The sequence below is a fragment of the Acinetobacter sp. ANC 3781 genome (assembly GCF_004331285.1).
GTDB lineage: Bacteria > Pseudomonadota > Gammaproteobacteria > Pseudomonadales > Moraxellaceae > Acinetobacter.
In genome coordinates this window covers 204,209-220,695 of record NZ_SJOH01000002.1, presented here as the reverse complement: position 1 = coordinate 220,695, position 16,487 = coordinate 204,209, and the positions used below count along the sequence as shown (strand labels likewise).

The window sequence follows — 16,487 nt, the reverse complement described above, 5'->3', positions numbered from 1 at the left end:
TGTTGACTTTCTTTAGATAGAGAGTAATATAGCCGACCTAGCTTGCTGCTGATGAAGTTGCAAGACACTCATTAAGAGATTATGAAGAACAACTTGTGTGGATTTTTACCGGTTGATTGATCGAAATTATTTTCATTGATTGATGGTAGAAATTACTCGAAGTTTATTTGAGAAATATTTGTCAGAAAATTGATGAGCCAAGATTGGTGCCCTTTAAGGCACTAAGCAATATTAAACTGAAGAGTTTGATCATGGCTCAGATTGAACGCTGGCGGCAGGCTTAACACATGCAAGTCGAGCGGGGAAATGTAGCTTGCTACATTACCTAGCGGCGGACGGGTGAGTAATGCTTAGGAATCTGCCTATTAGTGGGGGACAACATTTCGAAAGGAATGCTAATACCGCATACGCCCTACGGGGGAAAGCAGGGGATCTTCGGACCTTGCGCTAATAGATGAGCCTAAGTCGGATTAGCTAGTTGGTGGGGTAAAGGCCTACCAAGGCGACGATCTGTAGCGGGTCTGAGAGGATGATCCGCCACACTGGGACTGAGACACGGCCCAGACTCCTACGGGAGGCAGCAGTGGGGAATATTGGACAATGGGGGGAACCCTGATCCAGCCATGCCGCGTGTGTGAAGAAGGCCTTTTGGTTGTAAAGCACTTTAAGCGAGGAGGAGGCTACCTAGATTAATACTCTGGGATAGTGGACGTTACTCGCAGAATAAGCACCGGCTAACTCTGTGCCAGCAGCCGCGGTAATACAGAGGGTGCAAGCGTTAATCGGATTTACTGGGCGTAAAGCGTGCGTAGGTGGCCAATTAAGTCAAATGTGAAATCCCCGAGCTTAACTTGGGAATTGCATTCGATACTGGTTGGCTAGAGTATGGGAGAGGATGGTAGAATTCCAGGTGTAGCGGTGAAATGCGTAGAGATCTGGAGGAATACCGATGGCGAAGGCAGCCATCTGGCCTAATACTGACACTGAGGTACGAAAGCATGGGGAGCAAACAGGATTAGATACCCTGGTAGTCCATGCCGTAAACGATGTCTACTAGCCGTTGGGGTCTTTGAGACTTTAGTGGCGCAGCTAACGCGATAAGTAGACCGCCTGGGGAGTACGGTCGCAAGACTAAAACTCAAATGAATTGACGGGGGCCCGCACAAGCGGTGGAGCATGTGGTTTAATTCGATGCAACGCGAAGAACCTTACCTGGTCTTGACATAGTAAGAACTTTCCAGAGATGGATTGGTGCCTTCGGGAACTTACATACAGGTGCTGCATGGCTGTCGTCAGCTCGTGTCGTGAGATGTTGGGTTAAGTCCCGCAACGAGCGCAACCCTTTTCCTTATTTGCCAGCGGGTTAAGCCGGGAACTTTAAGGATACTGCCAGTGACAAACTGGAGGAAGGCGGGGACGACGTCAAGTCATCATGGCCCTTACGACCAGGGCTACACACGTGCTACAATGGTCGGTACAAAGGGTTGCTACCTCGCGAGAGGATGCTAATCTCAAAAAGCCGATCGTAGTCCGGATTGGAGTCTGCAACTCGACTCCATGAAGTCGGAATCGCTAGTAATCGCGGATCAGAATGCCGCGGTGAATACGTTCCCGGGCCTTGTACACACCGCCCGTCACACCATGGGAGTTTGTTGCACCAGAAGTAGGTAGTCTAACCGCAAGGAGGACGCTTACCACGGTGTGGCCGATGACTGGGGTGAAGTCGTAACAAGGTAGCCGTAGGGGAACCTGCGGCTGGATCACCTCCTTAACGAAAGATTGACGATCGGTAAGAATCCACAACAAGTTGTTCTTCATAAAGATGTATCGATGGGTCTGTAGCTCAGTTGGTTAGAGCACACGCTTGATAAGCGTGGGGTCACAAGTTCAAGTCTTGTCAGACCCACCAAGTCTACTAACTGAAGAGTTGAAAGATGAAAATCTGGAGATGAAGTTACAAACGAAGAGATACATCGATCTAATGATAAGCTGGGGACTTAGCTTAGTTGGTAGAGCGCCTGCTTTGCACGCAGGAGGTCAACGGTTCGACTCCGTTAGTCTCCACCATAATTACAGAACTTAGTGAAAACTGAATTTAAGATTTAGATTTTATTAACTTCTGTGATTTAAGTATCACGGTATTAAACCTGACCTGACGAAGGCAAGTTTATTCATTAACAGATTGGCAAATTTGAGTTGAAATAAATTGTTTAACTCGTTTCAAACAACCTAACAAGCAATTGTGAAAGTTGAATGAAATGAGAACTAGCGATTAACTGAATCAAGCGTTTTGGTATATGAATCTAATAGAAGCTGTGCAGTGATTAAATTCACAGTACTTCAAACTGTATGTTGGTTGATCTCCTTGTAGGATCAAGCGACTGTTTGGGGTTGTATAGTCAAGTAATTAAGTGCATGTGGTGGATGCCTTGGCAGTCAGAGGCGATGAAAGACGTAATAGCCTGCGATAAGCTCCGGGGAGGCGGCAAATATCCTGTGATCCGGAGATTTCTGAATGGGGAAACCCACTTAGCATAAGCTAGGTATTGCATGATGAATACATAGTCATGCAAGGCGAACGAGGGGAAGTGAAACATCTCAGTACCCTTAGGAAAAGAAATCAATTGAGATTCCCTTAGTAGCGGCGAGCGAACGGGGAAAAGCCCATTAAGTCATATAAGTTCTAGTGGAATGCTCTGGGAAGTGCAACCGTAGTGGGTGATAGTCCTGTACACGAAAGGGCTTATATGATGATGTCGAGTAGGGCGGGGCACGTGAAACCTTGTCTGAATATGGGGGGACCATCCTCCAAGGCTAAATACTCCTGACTGACCGATAGTGAACCAGTACCGTGAGGGAAAGGCGAAAAGAACCCCTGTGAGGGGAGTGAAATAGATCCTGAAACCGCATGCATACAAGCAGTGGGAGCCGGCATTGTGTCCGGTGACTGCGTACCTTTTGTATAATGGGTCAGCGACTTACATTCAGTAGCAAGGTTAACCGTATAGGGGAGCCGTAGAGAAATCGAGTCTTAATAGGGCGTTCAGTTGCTGGGTGTAGACCCGAAACCGGGTGATCTATCCATGAGCAGGTTGAAGGTTGGGTAACACTAACTGGAGGACCGAACCCACTGTCGTTGAAAAGCCAGGGGATGACTTGTGGATAGGGGTGAAAGGCTAATCAAACTCGGTGATAGCTGGTTCTCCCCGAAAGCTATTTAGGTAGCGCCTCGGACGAATACCATTGGGGGTAGAGCACTGTTTCGGCTAGGGGGTCATCCCGACTTACCAAACCGATGCAAACTCCGAATACCAATGAGTACTATCCGGGAGACAGACTGCGGGTGCTAACGTCCGTAGTCAAGAGGAAAACAATCCAGACCGCCAGCTAAGGCCCCAAAATTATAGTTAAGTGGGAAACGATGTGGGAAGGCATAGACAGCTAGGAGGTTGGCTTAGAAGCAGCCACCCTTTAAAGAAAGCGTAATAGCTCACTAGTCGAGTCGGCCTGCGCGGAAGATGTAACGGGGCTAAAACTATATGCCGAAGCTGCGGATTTACACGTAAGTGTAAGTGGTAGGGGAGCGTTCTGTAAGCCGATGAAGGTGGATTGAGAAGTCTGCTGGAGGTATCAGAAGTGCGAATGCTGACGTGAGTAACGACAATGCGAGTGAAAAACTCGCACGCTGAAAGACCAAGGGTTCCAGTCCAACGTTAATCGGGGCTGGGTGAGTCGACCCCTAAGGCGAGGCCGAGAGGCGTAGTCGATGGGAAATTGGTTAATATTCCAATACTTCTGTGTAATGCGATGAGAGGACGGAGAAGGTTAAGTCAGCCTGGCGTTGGTTGTCCAGGTGAAAGGTTGTAGGCATGTATCTTAGGCAAATCCGGGGTACTCTATGCTGAGAACTGATAGCAAGCTGCACTTGTGCAGTGAAGTGGCTGATACCATACTTCCAGGAAAAGTCTCTAAGCTTCAGTTACACAGGAATCGTACCCGAAACCGACACAGGTGGTCAGGTCGAGTAGACCAAAGCGCTTGAGAGAACTCTGCTGAAGGAACTAGGCAAAATGGTACCGTAACTTCGGGAGAAGGTACGCTGTCGACGGTGATGGAATTTACTTCCTGAGCGGTTGACAGCCACAGAAACCAGGCCCCTGCAACTGTTTATTAAAAACATAGCACTCTGCAAACACGAAAGTGGACGTATAGGGTGTGATGCCTGCCCGGTGCTGGAAGGTTAATTGATGGGGTTAGCGTAAGCGAAGCTCTTGATCGAAGCCCCAGTAAACGGCGGCCGTAACTATAACGGTCCTAAGGTAGCGAAATTCCTTGTCGGGTAAGTTCCGACCTGCACGAATGGCATAATGATGGGGGCGCTGTCTCCAGCAGAGACTCAGTGAAATCGAAATCGCCGTGAAGATGCGGTGTACCCGCGGCTAGACGGAAAGACCCCGTGAACCTTTACTGCAGCTTGACATTGAACTTTGATCTTACTTGTGTAGGATAGGTGGGAGGCTTTGAAACCAGGACGCTAGTTCTGGTGGAGCCAATCTTGAAATACCACCCTGGTAATATTGAGGTTCTAACTCTGCTCCATAATCTGGAGCGAGGACCATGTCTGGTGGGTAGTTTGACTGGGGCGGTCTCCTCCTAAAGAGTAACGGAGGAGTACGAAGGTGCGCTCAGCGTGGTCGGAAATCACGCGTAGAGTATAAAGGCAAAAGCGCGCTTAACTGCGAGACCCACAAGTCGAGCAGGTACGAAAGTAGGTCTTAGTGATCCGGTGGTTCTGTATGGAAGGGCCATCGCTCAACGGATAAAAGGTACTCTGGGGATAACAGGCTGATACCGCCCAAGAGTTCATATCGACGGCGGTGTTTGGCACCTCGATGTCGGCTCATCTCATCCTGGGGCTGAAGCAGGTCCCAAGGGTATGGCTGTTCGCCATTTAAAGAGGTACGCGAGCTGGGTTTAGAACGTCGTGAGACAGTTCGGTCCCTATCTACCGTGGGCGCTGGAAATTTGAGAGGATCTGCTCCTAGTACGAGAGGACCAGAGTGGACAAACCTCTGGTGTACCGGTTGTCACGCCAGTGGCATCGCCGGGTAGCTATGTTTGGAAGGGATAACCGCTGAAAGCATCTAAGCGGGAAGCCTACCTCAAGATAAGATTTCCCAAGGACTTTATGTCCTCTAAAGAGCCGTTGAAGACTACAACGTTGATAGGTTGGATGTGGAAGTGCAGTGATGCATGAAGCTGACCAATACTAATTACTCGTGAGGCTTGACTATACAACACCCAAACAGTTGTATACTTCAAAAGATTGATCAGCAAAATGCTTGATTTAGTGAAGCGTTAGTTAGACAATGTTCAACTCAAACAGCCCAATCTGTTACAGATTTGGAAACACAAGTACGGCATGAGGAACACTGTTCCGCAAGATAAGACCCGAACGTATCCATAACAGTTGTGCTGGCGACAATAGCAAGAGTGAACCACCTGATCCCTTCCCGAACTCAGAAGTGAAACCTCTTTGCGCTGATGGTAGTGTGGGGTTACCCATGTGAGAGTAAGTCATCGCCAGCTCATTATTCCAAAAGCCCCGCTTAAATAGCGGGGCTTTTTTTATGCCTCAAAAATAATCACTGAAAGAGCCAGAAAAGAAAACCGCTGTCGCAAATAGTTAGGCTGGAAAAAATCCAGCAAGGGAAAAGCTTTGACGCCTGTTTTATTCCAGCTGTCTTCGGGCATGTTTAAAGGCAGTTCTCAAGCCTTCTTCCAGGGTGGGATGGTAAAAGGGTTTCTCCAGGATCTCATCCAGGCTTAACCCTTCAGAGATCATCCAGCATAATAGATGCGCCATATGTTCAGCAGACTCAACGAACAGTTCGCTTCCCAGAAACTTGCGGGTTGCTGTTTCGATATAAACTTCGACAGCCCCTTGGTTTTTACCCAACACCATGGCCCGGCCCTGGTTTTTGTAAGACACAAAGCCGGTGACAAATTCAGCTTTGGATTGCGTCAGCTGCTGAAAGCTCTGTCCAACAATAGTTATTTCTCATTAGTGTGTTAAGGTAAAAGTAAATTCAATAAACTCTTTACTATAGCCGTGGCATCCAATATTAAGTGAGTGTTGGGGCTATTTTTAGCGCCCCTCTTTGTAATATTCTGGTTTTTAATTGCTATAGCATGTTTATGCATACGAACATGATTAATTTCAATAAAGGTCTATTCTATATCCGCATCATTTGGTAATAAATTTAATATTTTGAATTACTTATTGGTTTTAGACCCTGAAGTGAACTTCTTAACCATGGAGTGGGTTTACCAAAGACCTTCGGTAAATCATGCCAAGGACAGCCTGTTCGATTTCGATAAAGGATGGCTTCAATAAATAATCTTAAATTACATTTAAAATAAATATCGAAATGACTGAGAAGGATGTTCAACTTTGCTAAATGCTAATCAATCTGTAAGGTATGAGGCATAACCAGAAGTAAGTTTGGGTTGCCGATTGAATCTTATTTTCTCGCTAATTTTTTAGTACAGTAAAGGTCAATAAATTCTAATCTTTTCAAACTTTAAAAATTGTATGATTTTTAATAATTTTATGCTATAAAATTATAAATCGGCATAAAAATTGCTTACAATAAGTGTGCAAAGAAGAGTAGGGGTGTTATGAAGTTATCGGTTGGATTAAGAGTTGCGAACTCCTTGTCGTTGACACCGCAGTTGCAGCAAGCCATTCGTTTGCTTCAACTATCTAGTTTAGAACTCGAGCAAGAAATTCAAACTCAACTCGATAGTAATCCTTTATTAGAAAAAATAGAAGAACAGGAAAATATTGAAAGTCTATCTTCTTTGGAAGAACAGGAACATGATAATAAAGACCTAACCAATGAATTAAATGCCAATACTTTACCTGATGATTTACCGGTTGATACCGATTGGGATGATGTTTATACGCATCAGCCCACCAGTCTAGGTTTATCTGAATATGAAGAGCGTGAAGATAATCGTCAAGGGCATTTAGGTTTAAAAGAGCATATGCTTGAACAGATCAATTTGTTGCATTTTTCTCAAGTCGATCAGCTGATTGCACACTGTATTGTGGACTCTTTAGATGAAAAAGGCTTTTTGGATGCAGAAATTACAGAAATAACCACCACCGTTCAGTATTTATTAGAATCTATGGAGTACGACGATGAGGTTGAAGATGATGAAGTGGTTGCGGTTTTAAAGCATATTCAGCATCTTGATCCTGCCGGGGTGGCATCACGTAATCTGGCTGAATGCTTGTTGGTTCAGTTGGAAATTTTACCTGTGCAAACAGCGTATCGTCGTGAAGCAATCAATTTATTAAGTCATTATGAGTTATTGATTTCTAATGAATTGGCAAAGTTAGTCAAGCAGACGGGTTTAAATCCAGATCAATTAAAATGTGCGGTTGATTTGTTAAAAACTTTAAAAGCCTATCCCGGTATGGAGTTTGAAGAAAAAGATTCGGATTATCAAATTCCAGATGTGGTCGTAATGAAAAAAAATGACCATTGGCAGGTACAGTTAAATCCAGATATTATGCCAAAATTACGCATTAATTCTTTTTATGCCAATATGATTAAACGTGCCGATCAAAGCAATGATAATCAATATTTACGTAATCAAATGTTAGATGCAAAAAATTTTATTAAAAGTGTAGATGAACGCCATAAAACCTTATTAAAAGTTGCAACTTGTATTGTTGAACATCAAAAAATGTTTTTAGAAATTGGTGCAGAAGGAATGAGGCCCTTGGTGCTACGTGAGATTGCTGAAGAGGTAGAGTTGCACGAGTCTACAGTATCGCGTGTAACCACCAATAAATTTATGCTTACCCCACGCGGTTTATTCGAGCTGAAATACTTTTTCTCTAGTCACGTGGCAACAACTTCGGGCGGGGAAGCGTCTTCCATTGCCATTCGGGCCAAAATTAAAAAGTTGGTTTCTGAAGAAAATCCACGTAAACCTTTATCAGATAATATTATTGCCAATTTATTGAAAGAAGACGGGGTTGATGTGGCTCGTCGAACGGTAGCTAAATATCGAGAGTCGTTACATATTCCTTCATCTTCTGAACGAAAAGTCTTGATCTAAATTTTAAAGTGTGGCTATTCTAGAGATTCATTATGACAAGATAATGAATCTCTTTTTACTTAAGGAATAGTTGAAATGATTTAATGTTAAATGTGCAGGATTGTATTTTTTGCTGTCATTAGGTCGGCTTGACTATTCTTTTCTAATCCTAAAAAAGGTGAGGGATAGCACTATGCAAATAACAATTCGTGGTCACCATTTAACCATTACCCCTGCAATTGAAGAAAATATTCGCCTTAGATTTACGCAAATGACAAAGCATTTAGATCAAGTAAATAGTATGCAGGTCAAACTTTCAAAAGATCATCAAATAGATAAAATTACTAAAAAAGGTAGTGACAATCACATTGCTGAAGCGATTATTCGTTTACCCGGGATAGAGATGTTTGCCCAAGCCAGTGCCGATGATATGTATGCGGCGATTAAGAAACTAACAGAAAAACTAAAAAGACAATTACACAAATATCGGAAAATGCAGATTGGGTATCAGCCTGTGCTTGTATAGTCTGATTTTTAAACGAAAAGAGGTTTTTTAGAGACCTCTTTTTTTATATATATAAAATGTTATGCGTTAATGATTTATTTTTCATATTTATAGTAAAATGGCAGGTTTTTACACCGTTGGTCCTATAAGAGGTCTTTGTGATGAATAGTGAACAGCTCACTGAAATTTTAAAAGCTGCTTTTCCAGAGGCTGAAGTTGCAGTTAGTGGGCAAGGCGGTAAGTTTGATCTTCGAATCGTCGATGAACAATTCGAAGGTAAGCGCCCAGTCGCACGTCAACAAACGGTTTATGCTCCGTTAAATTCATATATTGCCAGCGGTGAAGTACACGCGGTAACTATTCGTGCAATGACCAAAGAAGAATGGCGTAAAGCAAGCTTATTCGGAGCTTAGAACTAAATGGATAAATTTTTAATTCAGGGCGGTGTTAAGCTCGAAGGTGAAGTGCGTATTTCGGGTGCGAAAAATGCAGCATTGCCTTTACTTGCAGCGATGATTCTTGCTGATACGCCAACCACCTTAACCAATGTGCCTAATCTTAAAGACGTAAATACACTAGTGAAACTGATTGCGGGTCTGGGTATTCAAATGTCTTATGAAGGTGACACGGTTAAGGCTGATACCTCTACATTGAACAATCAGTTTGCACCTTATGAACTGGTCAAAACCATGCGAGCTTCAATTTTGGTGCTTGGTCCATTACTTGCGCGCTATGGTAGTGCACAAGTGTCGCTTCCAGGGGGTTGTGCCATTGGTTCACGTCCTGTTGATCAACACTTAAAAGCATTAGAAGCTTTGGGTGCTGAAATTGAAGTAGAAAACGGTTATGTGCATGCCAAAGTGGACGGTCGTCTAAAAGGTGGCGAAGTTATCTTTGACATGGTGACTGTAGGTGGTACTGAAAATATTCTCATGGCTGCAGTTGTGGCTGATGGAGTGACCACGATTCGTAATGCGGCGCGTGAACCAGAAATTACTGACCTTGCGCAAATGCTGATTAAAATGGGTGCAAAAATTGAAGGCCTAGATACGGATACCTTGGTGGTAACCGGTGTTGAAAGCTTGCATGGCTGTGAATATGCTGTTGTTGCGGACCGTATTGAAACAGGCTCATATCTTGCTGCTGCTGCTATTACGGGCGGTAAAATCAAAGCTACACATACTGACCCATCACTGCTCGAATCTGTTTTAGATAAATTTGAAGAAATGGGTGCGGAAGTAACTCGTGGTGATGACTGGATTGAACTCGACATGATGGGTAAACGTCCGAAAGCAGTCAGCTTCCAGACCTTGCCACATCCAGAATTTCCAACCGATATGCAAGCACAGATCATGGCGGTAAATGCCATTGGTCGTGGTTTTGCCACTATTTCTGAAACGATTTTTGAAAACCGTTTTATGCATGTGCCTGAACTTTCACGTATGGGTGCAAATATTCAGGTTGAAGGTAATGATGCTGTCGTGACTGGAGTAGACAAACTTTCTGCAGCACCAGTGATGGCAACCGATTTACGTGCTTCATTCTCTTTGGTTCTTGCGGCTTTAGCAGCAGATGGGGAAACATTGATTGACCGTATTTATCATATTGACCGCGGTTATGAAGATATTGAAGCAAAGTTACAGGGTTTAGGTGCCCAAATTAAGCGAGTAAGTTAATGAGCGATATGAGAAACGATGATCCAAACTTTGACGTAATGGGCAATTTTGATCATGGTTTAACTTTAGCATTAAGCAAAGGACGTATCTTAAAAGAAACTTTACCCTTGCTTGAGACAGCAGGAATTAACTTGCTGGAAGATCCAGAAAAATCACGTAAGTTAATTTTTCCAACCACACATAAGCAAGTGCGTATTTTAATTTTACGTGCATCTGATGTACCCACTTATGTTGAAAATGGTGCAGCAGATATTGGTGTCGCAGGTAAAGATGTGTTGATGGAGCATGGCGCGCAAAACGTGTATGAACCATTGGACTTGAAAATTGCTGTATGTAAACTCATGACAGCCGGTAAAGTGGGGATGGAACGTCCGAAAGGTCGTTTAAAAATTGCCACTAAATACGTAAATTTAACCCGTCAATACTATGCAAGCTTGGGTGAGCAAGTGGATGTGATTAAACTTTACGGTTCAATGGAACTTGCACCACTTGTGGGTTTGGGGCATTACATCGTCGATGTGGTTGATACCGGTAATACACTGCGTGCCAATGGTCTTGAACCGCTTGAAGAAATTTGTAAAGTTTCTTCACGTTTGATTGTAAATAAAGCCAGCTTTAAACGTAAGCAAACTTTATTGAATCCGATTCTGGCCCAGCTTGAAAAAGCAGTGGATGAGCGTGAAAAAGTAAAACAAGCTTAATTTCTTGTTTTAATAAAAACCGTCCAATTGGGCGGTTTTTTCTATAGATCATAAAAATTTATACAAACATAAGTTTAATCAATTTTACCGAAAGCTATTTCCAATAAAACTCAGAGTGATAGTCAGAGGTAACTACCGACAAATGCAGATAAAACAGGTAAACTAAAGCTTCCCTTTATTTTCATTGTGGATAAATTGATGCGACGTTTATCGACTCAGGATCAAAATTTCAAACAAGTCTTTGCTGATTTGTTGGCTTTTGAAACCGTGAGTGACCCAGAACTTTTAAAAACCGTAGATCAAATTATTGCTGATGTTCGTCAGCATGGTGATGCTCATGTTCTTAAACTCACTCAACAGTTCGATCGACATCCAGCGCATCAGTTTTCAGATCTTGAACTTACCCAAGAACAACTCAAAACGGCTTTTGACGGTTTAGATAACGACGTTCGTGAAGCTTTAGAATTGGCTGCAAATCGAATTCGTGAGTTCCATCACGCACAAAAGCAGGATGGTTGGACTTATGTGGATGCATTAGGCAATACACTGGGACAAAAAATCACGCCGCTTGATCGTGTCGGGATTTATGTGCCAGGCGGCTTAGCTTCTTATCCGTCTTCAGTGTTGATGAATGCTGTACCTGCGCATGTGGCAGGTGTTGCTGAAATTATTATGGTGGTTCCAGCACCGAATGGCGAATTAAATCCATTGGTGTTGGCTGCGGCTTATTTGGCAGGTGTGACTCGTGTATTTACCATCGGTGGTGCACAAGCTGTAGCAGCTTTGGCATATGGTACAGAAACTGTTCCGGGCGTAGATAAAATTACCGGCCCAGGTAACCGTTTTGTTGCAGCTGCCAAACGTGCTGTGTTTGGTCAAGTGGGGATCGACATGATTGCCGGACCTTCTGAAATTCTGGTTTATGCCGAAGGTGAAAATAACGCGAAATGGCTAGCGATGGATCTATTGTCGCAAGCTGAACATGACACCGTTGCTCAAGCAGTATTTATTACACCTGATGAACAGCTTTTAAATGATGTTGAGCAAGCCATTGAAGATCATCTAGCTGAATTGCCTAAAGCTGAAATTGCACGTACATCTATTGCCAATCGGGGGGCCTTGGTTTTGGTGAAAGATCGTACCGAGGCAATTGATTTGATCAATCAAGTTGCTCCTGAACATTTAGAGCTTTGCTTGGATGAAGCCCAGGAAATGGCGGAAGAAATTCGGCATGCTGGTGCAATTTTCATGGGGCGTTATACCCCAGAAGCTATTGGTGACTACTGTGCGGGTCCAAATCACGTTTTGCCGACCTCGGGTACAGCACGATTCTCTTCACCGCTAGGTGTATATGATTTCCAGAAGCGCTCAAGCCTGATCATGTGTTCGCAAGAAGGTGTGAAAACTTTAGCGAAAACCGCTGATGTGTTAGCGCAGCAAGAAAATTTGGATGCCCATGCGAGATCAGCAAGATATCGTTATCAATAATATAAAGTGAAGAGCTCTCTATTCAGTAATGAATGTTCCTCTCTCTGAACGAGCTTTAAGGATTGCTTAAAAGCAAAGTGCAAGAGAGGTTAGGGGGGCAAAGAATTTAATATTCATTTCGATTTGGGATTAAGTTTGACCTCTCCCAAACCTTCTCCTAAAAGGAGAGGGCTTACGTGAAGTAAGTTGAGTGCATTAAAGAGATAAAAACAATGTCTACTATCACGACACAACAAATGCGTTTCTGGAGTCCAGCTGTACGTGAATTAGAACCGTACACACCGGGTGAACAGCCGAAAATTCAAAATTTATTGAAACTGAATACCAATGAAAACCCGTATCCACCCTCTCCAAAAGTAGTAGAAGCGGTACAAGCGGTATTAGAAAACTCAGCAGATGTATTGCGTTTATATCCAGATCCAGATGCCTCTGCATTAAAGCAAGCCATAGCCGCTCAACAAAATGTTGATGTAAGCAATATCTTTGTCGGTAATGGTTCAGATGAAGTGCTCGCCCATATTTTTAAAGCATTTTTTGTGCAAGAGCAGCCATTACTCTATCCTGATATTACTTACAGCTTTTATCCCGTTTATAGTCAATTCTTTGGGGTAAAAACCAAAGTTTTACCCCTCAATGATGCTTTTGAAATTGTGGTGGATGACTATAAACAAGCCAATGGCGGCATCATTATCACGAATCCCAATGCACCAACCAGTATTGCATTGGGATTGTCTGCAATTGAAGAGGTGATGCAAGCGAATCCTGACTCAGTGGTGGTGATTGATGAAGCATATGTTGATTTTGGTGCAGAATCAGCAGTGAATTTAGTGGAAAAATACGAAAATTTAGTCGTGTGCCAAACCACCTCTAAATCACGTTCATTGGCGGGTTTGCGTGTAGGATTTGCGATTGCTCAACCCCATTTAATTGCCGCGCTGGAAGCGGTAAAAAATAGCTTTAATTCATATCCAATGGATCGTTTTGCGATTGCAGCTGCTGTGGCTTCATTTGAAGATCAAACTTATTTTGAAGCACAATGCCAAAAAGTGATTGATAGCCGTGAAAAGGTAGTTACTGATTTAGAAGCGATTGGTTTTAAGATTTTACCTTCAAAAGCCAACTTCATTTTTGCCTCACTCCTAAGTAAAGATGCAGCTGAATTAGCAGCTGAATTACGTGAACGCGGCATTATTGTACGCTATTTCAATAAGCCTCGTATTAATCAGTATCTACGTATTACTATTGGTACAGATGAACAAAATCAACGTCTTGTTGATACTCTAAATGAGATTTTGGCTTAAGGTCTTTTTAAAAGAGCTAATTTAGGATTTTTTCTGCCATGTATTGAGTAAATCGAGCATGGCAGAAACTTTATCAAAACATTCCTGATATTCTGCATCACAATCAGAGGCAATGGTAATTCCACCACCTGCCCAAATAGAAACATCTTCCTGATATTTTTGGATGGAACGAATTAAAATATTCCACGAGCCTGTACCATCAAAATTAAAATAGCCCATTGATCCACAATAAGCTCCGCGAAGCGCCCCTTCAACCTCATCAATAATCTGCATTGCGCGAATTTTTGGCGCACCCGTAATCGAACCTCCAGGTAATGCAGACATTAACACCTTAAAGGGATTAATATCTTGCTTTAATGTTGCAGTGACTTCACTGACCATATGATGAACTTGATTAAAAGATTCGATTCCAAAAAGTTGCGGTGTTTTTACCGAACCTGTTTCTGCATATACACTTAAATCATTGCGCAGTAAATCGACAATCATCACATTTTCAGCCTGATCCTTTTTCGAATGAATCAGGTTTTTTTTGGATTGTTCATCTTGTTTCGGATCAGCATAACGGGGCATTGTACCTTTGATTGGTCGAGTGACAATTTTTCGATTTTCTTCAAAATTAATAAACAATTCAGGTGAACAGCTTAATAGTTCAAAGTCATCAATCTTTAAATAACCAGAATAAGGTGCATCGGTGAGTTTCCAAAACTTTTCAGCTGTAGCTAATAAACATCCTTGAGCTTTTGCTGTAAATTCTTGAGTCAGATTAATTTGATAGCAATCACCGGCTTTAATATAGTCTTGAATTTTCTTAAAGGCAGTTACATATTCATGTTTATTCCAGCGTGCATTGCAAGGTTGATTGAGGGAGAAAGAGGGGTGTCCTTTGTATTTTATTGCGTTCTGAATCACTTGAAAAATGCTTTCAGCTTCATCTTCATCGCTAAAAAAAGTCCACCCCTTAGAGGTAAGTTTAAGATAACTGCGATAAATACCTAAAAAGAAAGACGGCTGCTTTTTTTCTCTAATATAAACTTGTTGTTGTGCTGCATGATCATAACTGATAAAGCCAATCAATCCACCATTAAAATCAGAATGGTAGGTTTGAGTATTTTTTTTAAAAAAATGACTAAAATTAATAGATTGTGATTTTTCTTGATATTGATGGAGCGAAACTCGTGTGAAATTTTGAGTGACCTCGCCTTGCTTAAGCAGATATTCAGATGCAAAAAAAGCGATCACAGGTTGGTTTACATTTTTCAAGTAAACCAGATGACTGAGATGCGATAAAGAAGACAGGATTTGAGCTGTATTAAGCCATTTTTCAGTCAACAGTTTTTTAAAAAAAACAGGATTATCCATACGATGTTAAATTATAAAATGTTATACAGAGATAACGTATTCTATAACAATATTTATGCATAAAAACTGTAAATACCGTTTATCGGTAACATATGGATTACGACCAACAGCAGTTGAACAAAAAATGACACACCTATAACTTTAGTAGGGCAAATAGGCTGCTCAAGGAAAGATTTCATTGTTGTCCAAAAATAAAAAACAACATGGGATATCGAGTGGTTGACAATCAAAAAAATAATACTCTTGGGAGAGTACGAAATGAAAAAATTTACTAAACTTGCTTTAGTTTCTTCATTAGCAATTAGTGCAAATGCGATGGCAATGCAAGCAATGGATGATGCTTCGCTAGGTGCTACAACTGGTCAAGATGGTATTAACATCGGGATTGGTATTTCTAGAATTACCATTGATAAAATGTTTGTTCATGATAATGATGGTTTAAGTACGAAAGATGCTTCTGGTGTAAGTACTCCTGTTACTGCTTTAGGCGGTACTGGTAATGCAGGTGCTATTTCAATCAGAGGTGCAACAAATTCAGAGACAATCACATTAACCAATGGTTCTACAATTGATCGTAAAGACCAAGGTATCTTTATTGGTGCAAACTACCAACAGTTGTTAGCTACTGGTAATCTTGCTGATTTACAAATTGATAGTGATGCTGGGGCAGGCAATGGTAATACTGCATTTATCAATATCGCAGCTCAAGTTTCTGGCTTGGAAATTCACCTTGGTGAGATTGGTGTAACTGCATCTGGTACAAATGATCCTTCAGCTAATATCCGTCGTGGCGGTAATGATGCCAACTACAATGCAATCATAAGCGGTTTGTCTGTTAAAACAGGTAAAATGACTGCAAATATTCAGTTGGGTGCAGCTCCTCAAGGTGCAATGATTAAATTAGACAGTAAAATGATTGGTGGTCTTGAAATTAAAAACTTAGGTATTCTGGACAACTCAACAAATGGTGCCTTAGTTGCACAAATTCCAGGTACTCCTCCAACTAATATTACTACAACAGGTCCGGGTGAAATCTTCATTGAAAGCATCAAGGTTGCTGATGCAGGTACAAATGATTTAACCATGAAAGCCAGTGTAAGTGTGTTTGGCGAGTCAGCAGCGAATAAAGGATTTGTACGTATTGTAAGCACAAATGACAAAATTGATAATTATGTTAAAGGCATCCATTTAGGTAGCCGTGCTGGTGGTTCTATTGGTGATGTAGAAGTTCAAGGTCTACAAACATTCTATGGTGCTAACTATACTAAAGGCTCTGTAATTAGTATTTCTGGTCGTTAATTTTATATAAAAAAAGCGCGTGAAATCACGCGCTTTTTTTTAC

The 16,487-nt window shown here is 42.1% G+C and carries 10 protein-coding genes, 2 tRNA genes, 3 rRNA genes and 1 pseudogene; 13 read left to right on the top strand and 3 right to left on the bottom strand.

Annotated features, from left to right (window positions below; all coding sequences use genetic code 11):
* Nucleotides 1–233: 233 nt before the first annotated feature.
* From E0H89_RS02710 to rrf, 5 genes are all read left to right on the top strand, one after another.
* Nucleotides 234–1,771, top strand: a 16S ribosomal RNA gene (locus E0H89_RS02710).
* Nucleotides 1,772–1,832: 61 nt separating this feature from the next.
* Nucleotides 1,833–1,909: transfer RNA gene (locus E0H89_RS02705), tRNA-Ile, on the top strand.
* An 82-nt stretch (nt 1,910–1,991) separates the two neighbouring features.
* A tRNA-Ala gene (locus E0H89_RS02700) sits at nt 1,992–2,067 on the top strand.
* 330 nt (nt 2,068–2,397) lie between these two features.
* Nucleotides 2,398–5,294 (top strand): 23S ribosomal RNA (locus E0H89_RS02695).
* A gap of 180 nt (nt 5,295–5,474) precedes the next feature.
* Nucleotides 5,475–5,589, top strand: a 5S ribosomal RNA gene (gene rrf / locus E0H89_RS02690).
* Together the 16S, 23S and 5S rRNA genes with 2 tRNA genes alongside form the textbook arrangement of a ribosomal RNA operon.
* A gap of 142 nt (nt 5,590–5,731) precedes the next feature.
* On the opposite strand, the pseudogene E0H89_RS02685 reads toward rrf, so the two are convergent.
* Together E0H89_RS02685 and E0H89_RS16905 are read right to left on the bottom strand one after the other, a co-directional pair.
* Nucleotides 5,732–6,061 (bottom strand): annotated as a pseudogene (locus tag E0H89_RS02685) (oxidoreductase dimerization domain-containing protein); the annotation flags it as partial.
* A 202-nt stretch (nt 6,062–6,263) separates the two neighbouring features.
* Entirely contained in the window at nt 6,264–6,452 is a 189-nt protein-coding gene (locus E0H89_RS16905; protein WP_131214300.1) for a transposase, read from the bottom strand.
* A gap of 229 nt (nt 6,453–6,681) precedes the next feature.
* Here E0H89_RS16905 and E0H89_RS02675 point away from each other — a divergent pair, with 229 nt between their 5' ends.
* The 7 genes from E0H89_RS02675 (at nt 6,682) to hisC (ending at nt 13,786) form a co-directional block, all read left to right on the top strand.
* The gene (locus tag E0H89_RS02675; RefSeq protein WP_131214299.1) at nt 6,682–8,136 is read left to right on the top strand and encodes an RNA polymerase factor sigma-54; all 1,455 of its coding nucleotides are present in this window, start codon (nt 6,682–6,684) and stop codon (nt 8,134–8,136) included.
* Nucleotides 8,137–8,308: 172 nt separating this feature from the next.
* Entirely contained in the window at nt 8,309–8,641 is a 333-nt protein-coding gene (gene hpf / locus E0H89_RS02670) for a ribosome hibernation-promoting factor, HPF/YfiA family (protein WP_131214298.1), read from the top strand.
* A 140-nt stretch (nt 8,642–8,781) separates the two neighbouring features.
* Entirely contained in the window at nt 8,782–9,033 is a 252-nt protein-coding gene (ibaG, locus tag E0H89_RS02665) for a BolA family iron metabolism protein IbaG (protein WP_004650949.1), read from the top strand.
* A 6-nt stretch (nt 9,034–9,039) separates the two neighbouring features.
* Nucleotides 9,040–10,296: a UDP-N-acetylglucosamine 1-carboxyvinyltransferase gene (gene murA / locus E0H89_RS02660; protein WP_131214297.1), complete on the top strand. Its 1,257-nt coding sequence runs from the start codon at nt 9,040–9,042 to the stop codon at nt 10,294–10,296.
* The gene (gene hisG, locus E0H89_RS02655) at nt 10,296–10,997 is read left to right on the top strand and encodes an ATP phosphoribosyltransferase (protein WP_131214296.1); all 702 of its coding nucleotides are present in this window, start codon (nt 10,296–10,298) and stop codon (nt 10,995–10,997) included. The genes murA and hisG overlap by 1 nt, the downstream gene beginning before the upstream one ends.
* Before the next feature lie 186 nt (nt 10,998–11,183).
* The gene (gene hisD, locus E0H89_RS02650) at nt 11,184–12,485 is read left to right on the top strand and encodes a histidinol dehydrogenase (RefSeq protein ID WP_165494003.1); all 1,302 of its coding nucleotides are present in this window, start codon (nt 11,184–11,186) and stop codon (nt 12,483–12,485) included.
* A 212-nt stretch (nt 12,486–12,697) separates the two neighbouring features.
* Nucleotides 12,698–13,786 carry a histidinol-phosphate transaminase gene (hisC, locus tag E0H89_RS02645; RefSeq protein ID WP_131214294.1) on the top strand — a complete coding sequence of 363 codons (1,089 nt, stop codon included), beginning with the start codon at nt 12,698–12,700 and terminating at the stop codon, nt 13,784–13,786.
* 21 nt (nt 13,787–13,807) lie between these two features.
* Here hisC and E0H89_RS02640 read toward each other — a convergent pair whose 3' ends face one another.
* Nucleotides 13,808–15,145: an anthranilate synthase component I family protein gene (locus E0H89_RS02640; protein WP_131214293.1), complete on the bottom strand. Its 1,338-nt coding sequence runs from the start codon at nt 15,143–15,145 to the stop codon at nt 13,808–13,810.
* Between the two features lie 258 nt (nt 15,146–15,403).
* On the opposite strand from E0H89_RS02640, the gene filA reads away from it, so the two are divergent.
* Nucleotides 15,404–16,444 (top strand): putative pilus system protein FilA, encoded by a 1,041-nt coding sequence (gene filA, locus E0H89_RS02635; RefSeq protein ID WP_131214292.1) that lies wholly within the window; start codon nt 15,404–15,406, stop codon nt 16,442–16,444.
* The last annotated feature ends 43 nt before the right edge of the window (nt 16,445–16,487 follow it).

Coding starts and splice junctions, on each gene's coding strand:
- hpf (WP_131214298.1), top strand. CDS start 8,309: ATGCAAATAACAATTCGTGGTCACCATTTAACCATTACCCCTGCAATT.
- E0H89_RS02640 (WP_131214293.1), bottom strand. CDS start 15,145: ATGGATAATCCTGTTTTTTTTAAAAAACTGTTGACTGAAAAATGGCTT.
- hisC (WP_131214294.1), top strand. CDS start 12,698: ATGTCTACTATCACGACACAACAAATGCGTTTCTGGAGTCCAGCTGTA.
- hisG (WP_131214296.1), top strand. CDS start 10,296: ATGAGCGATATGAGAAACGATGATCCAAACTTTGACGTAATGGGCAAT.
- filA (WP_131214292.1), top strand. CDS start 15,404: ATGAAAAAATTTACTAAACTTGCTTTAGTTTCTTCATTAGCAATTAGT.
- ibaG (WP_004650949.1), top strand. CDS start 8,782: ATGAATAGTGAACAGCTCACTGAAATTTTAAAAGCTGCTTTTCCAGAG.
- E0H89_RS02675 (WP_131214299.1), top strand. CDS start 6,682: ATGAAGTTATCGGTTGGATTAAGAGTTGCGAACTCCTTGTCGTTGACA.
- murA (WP_131214297.1), top strand. CDS start 9,040: ATGGATAAATTTTTAATTCAGGGCGGTGTTAAGCTCGAAGGTGAAGTG.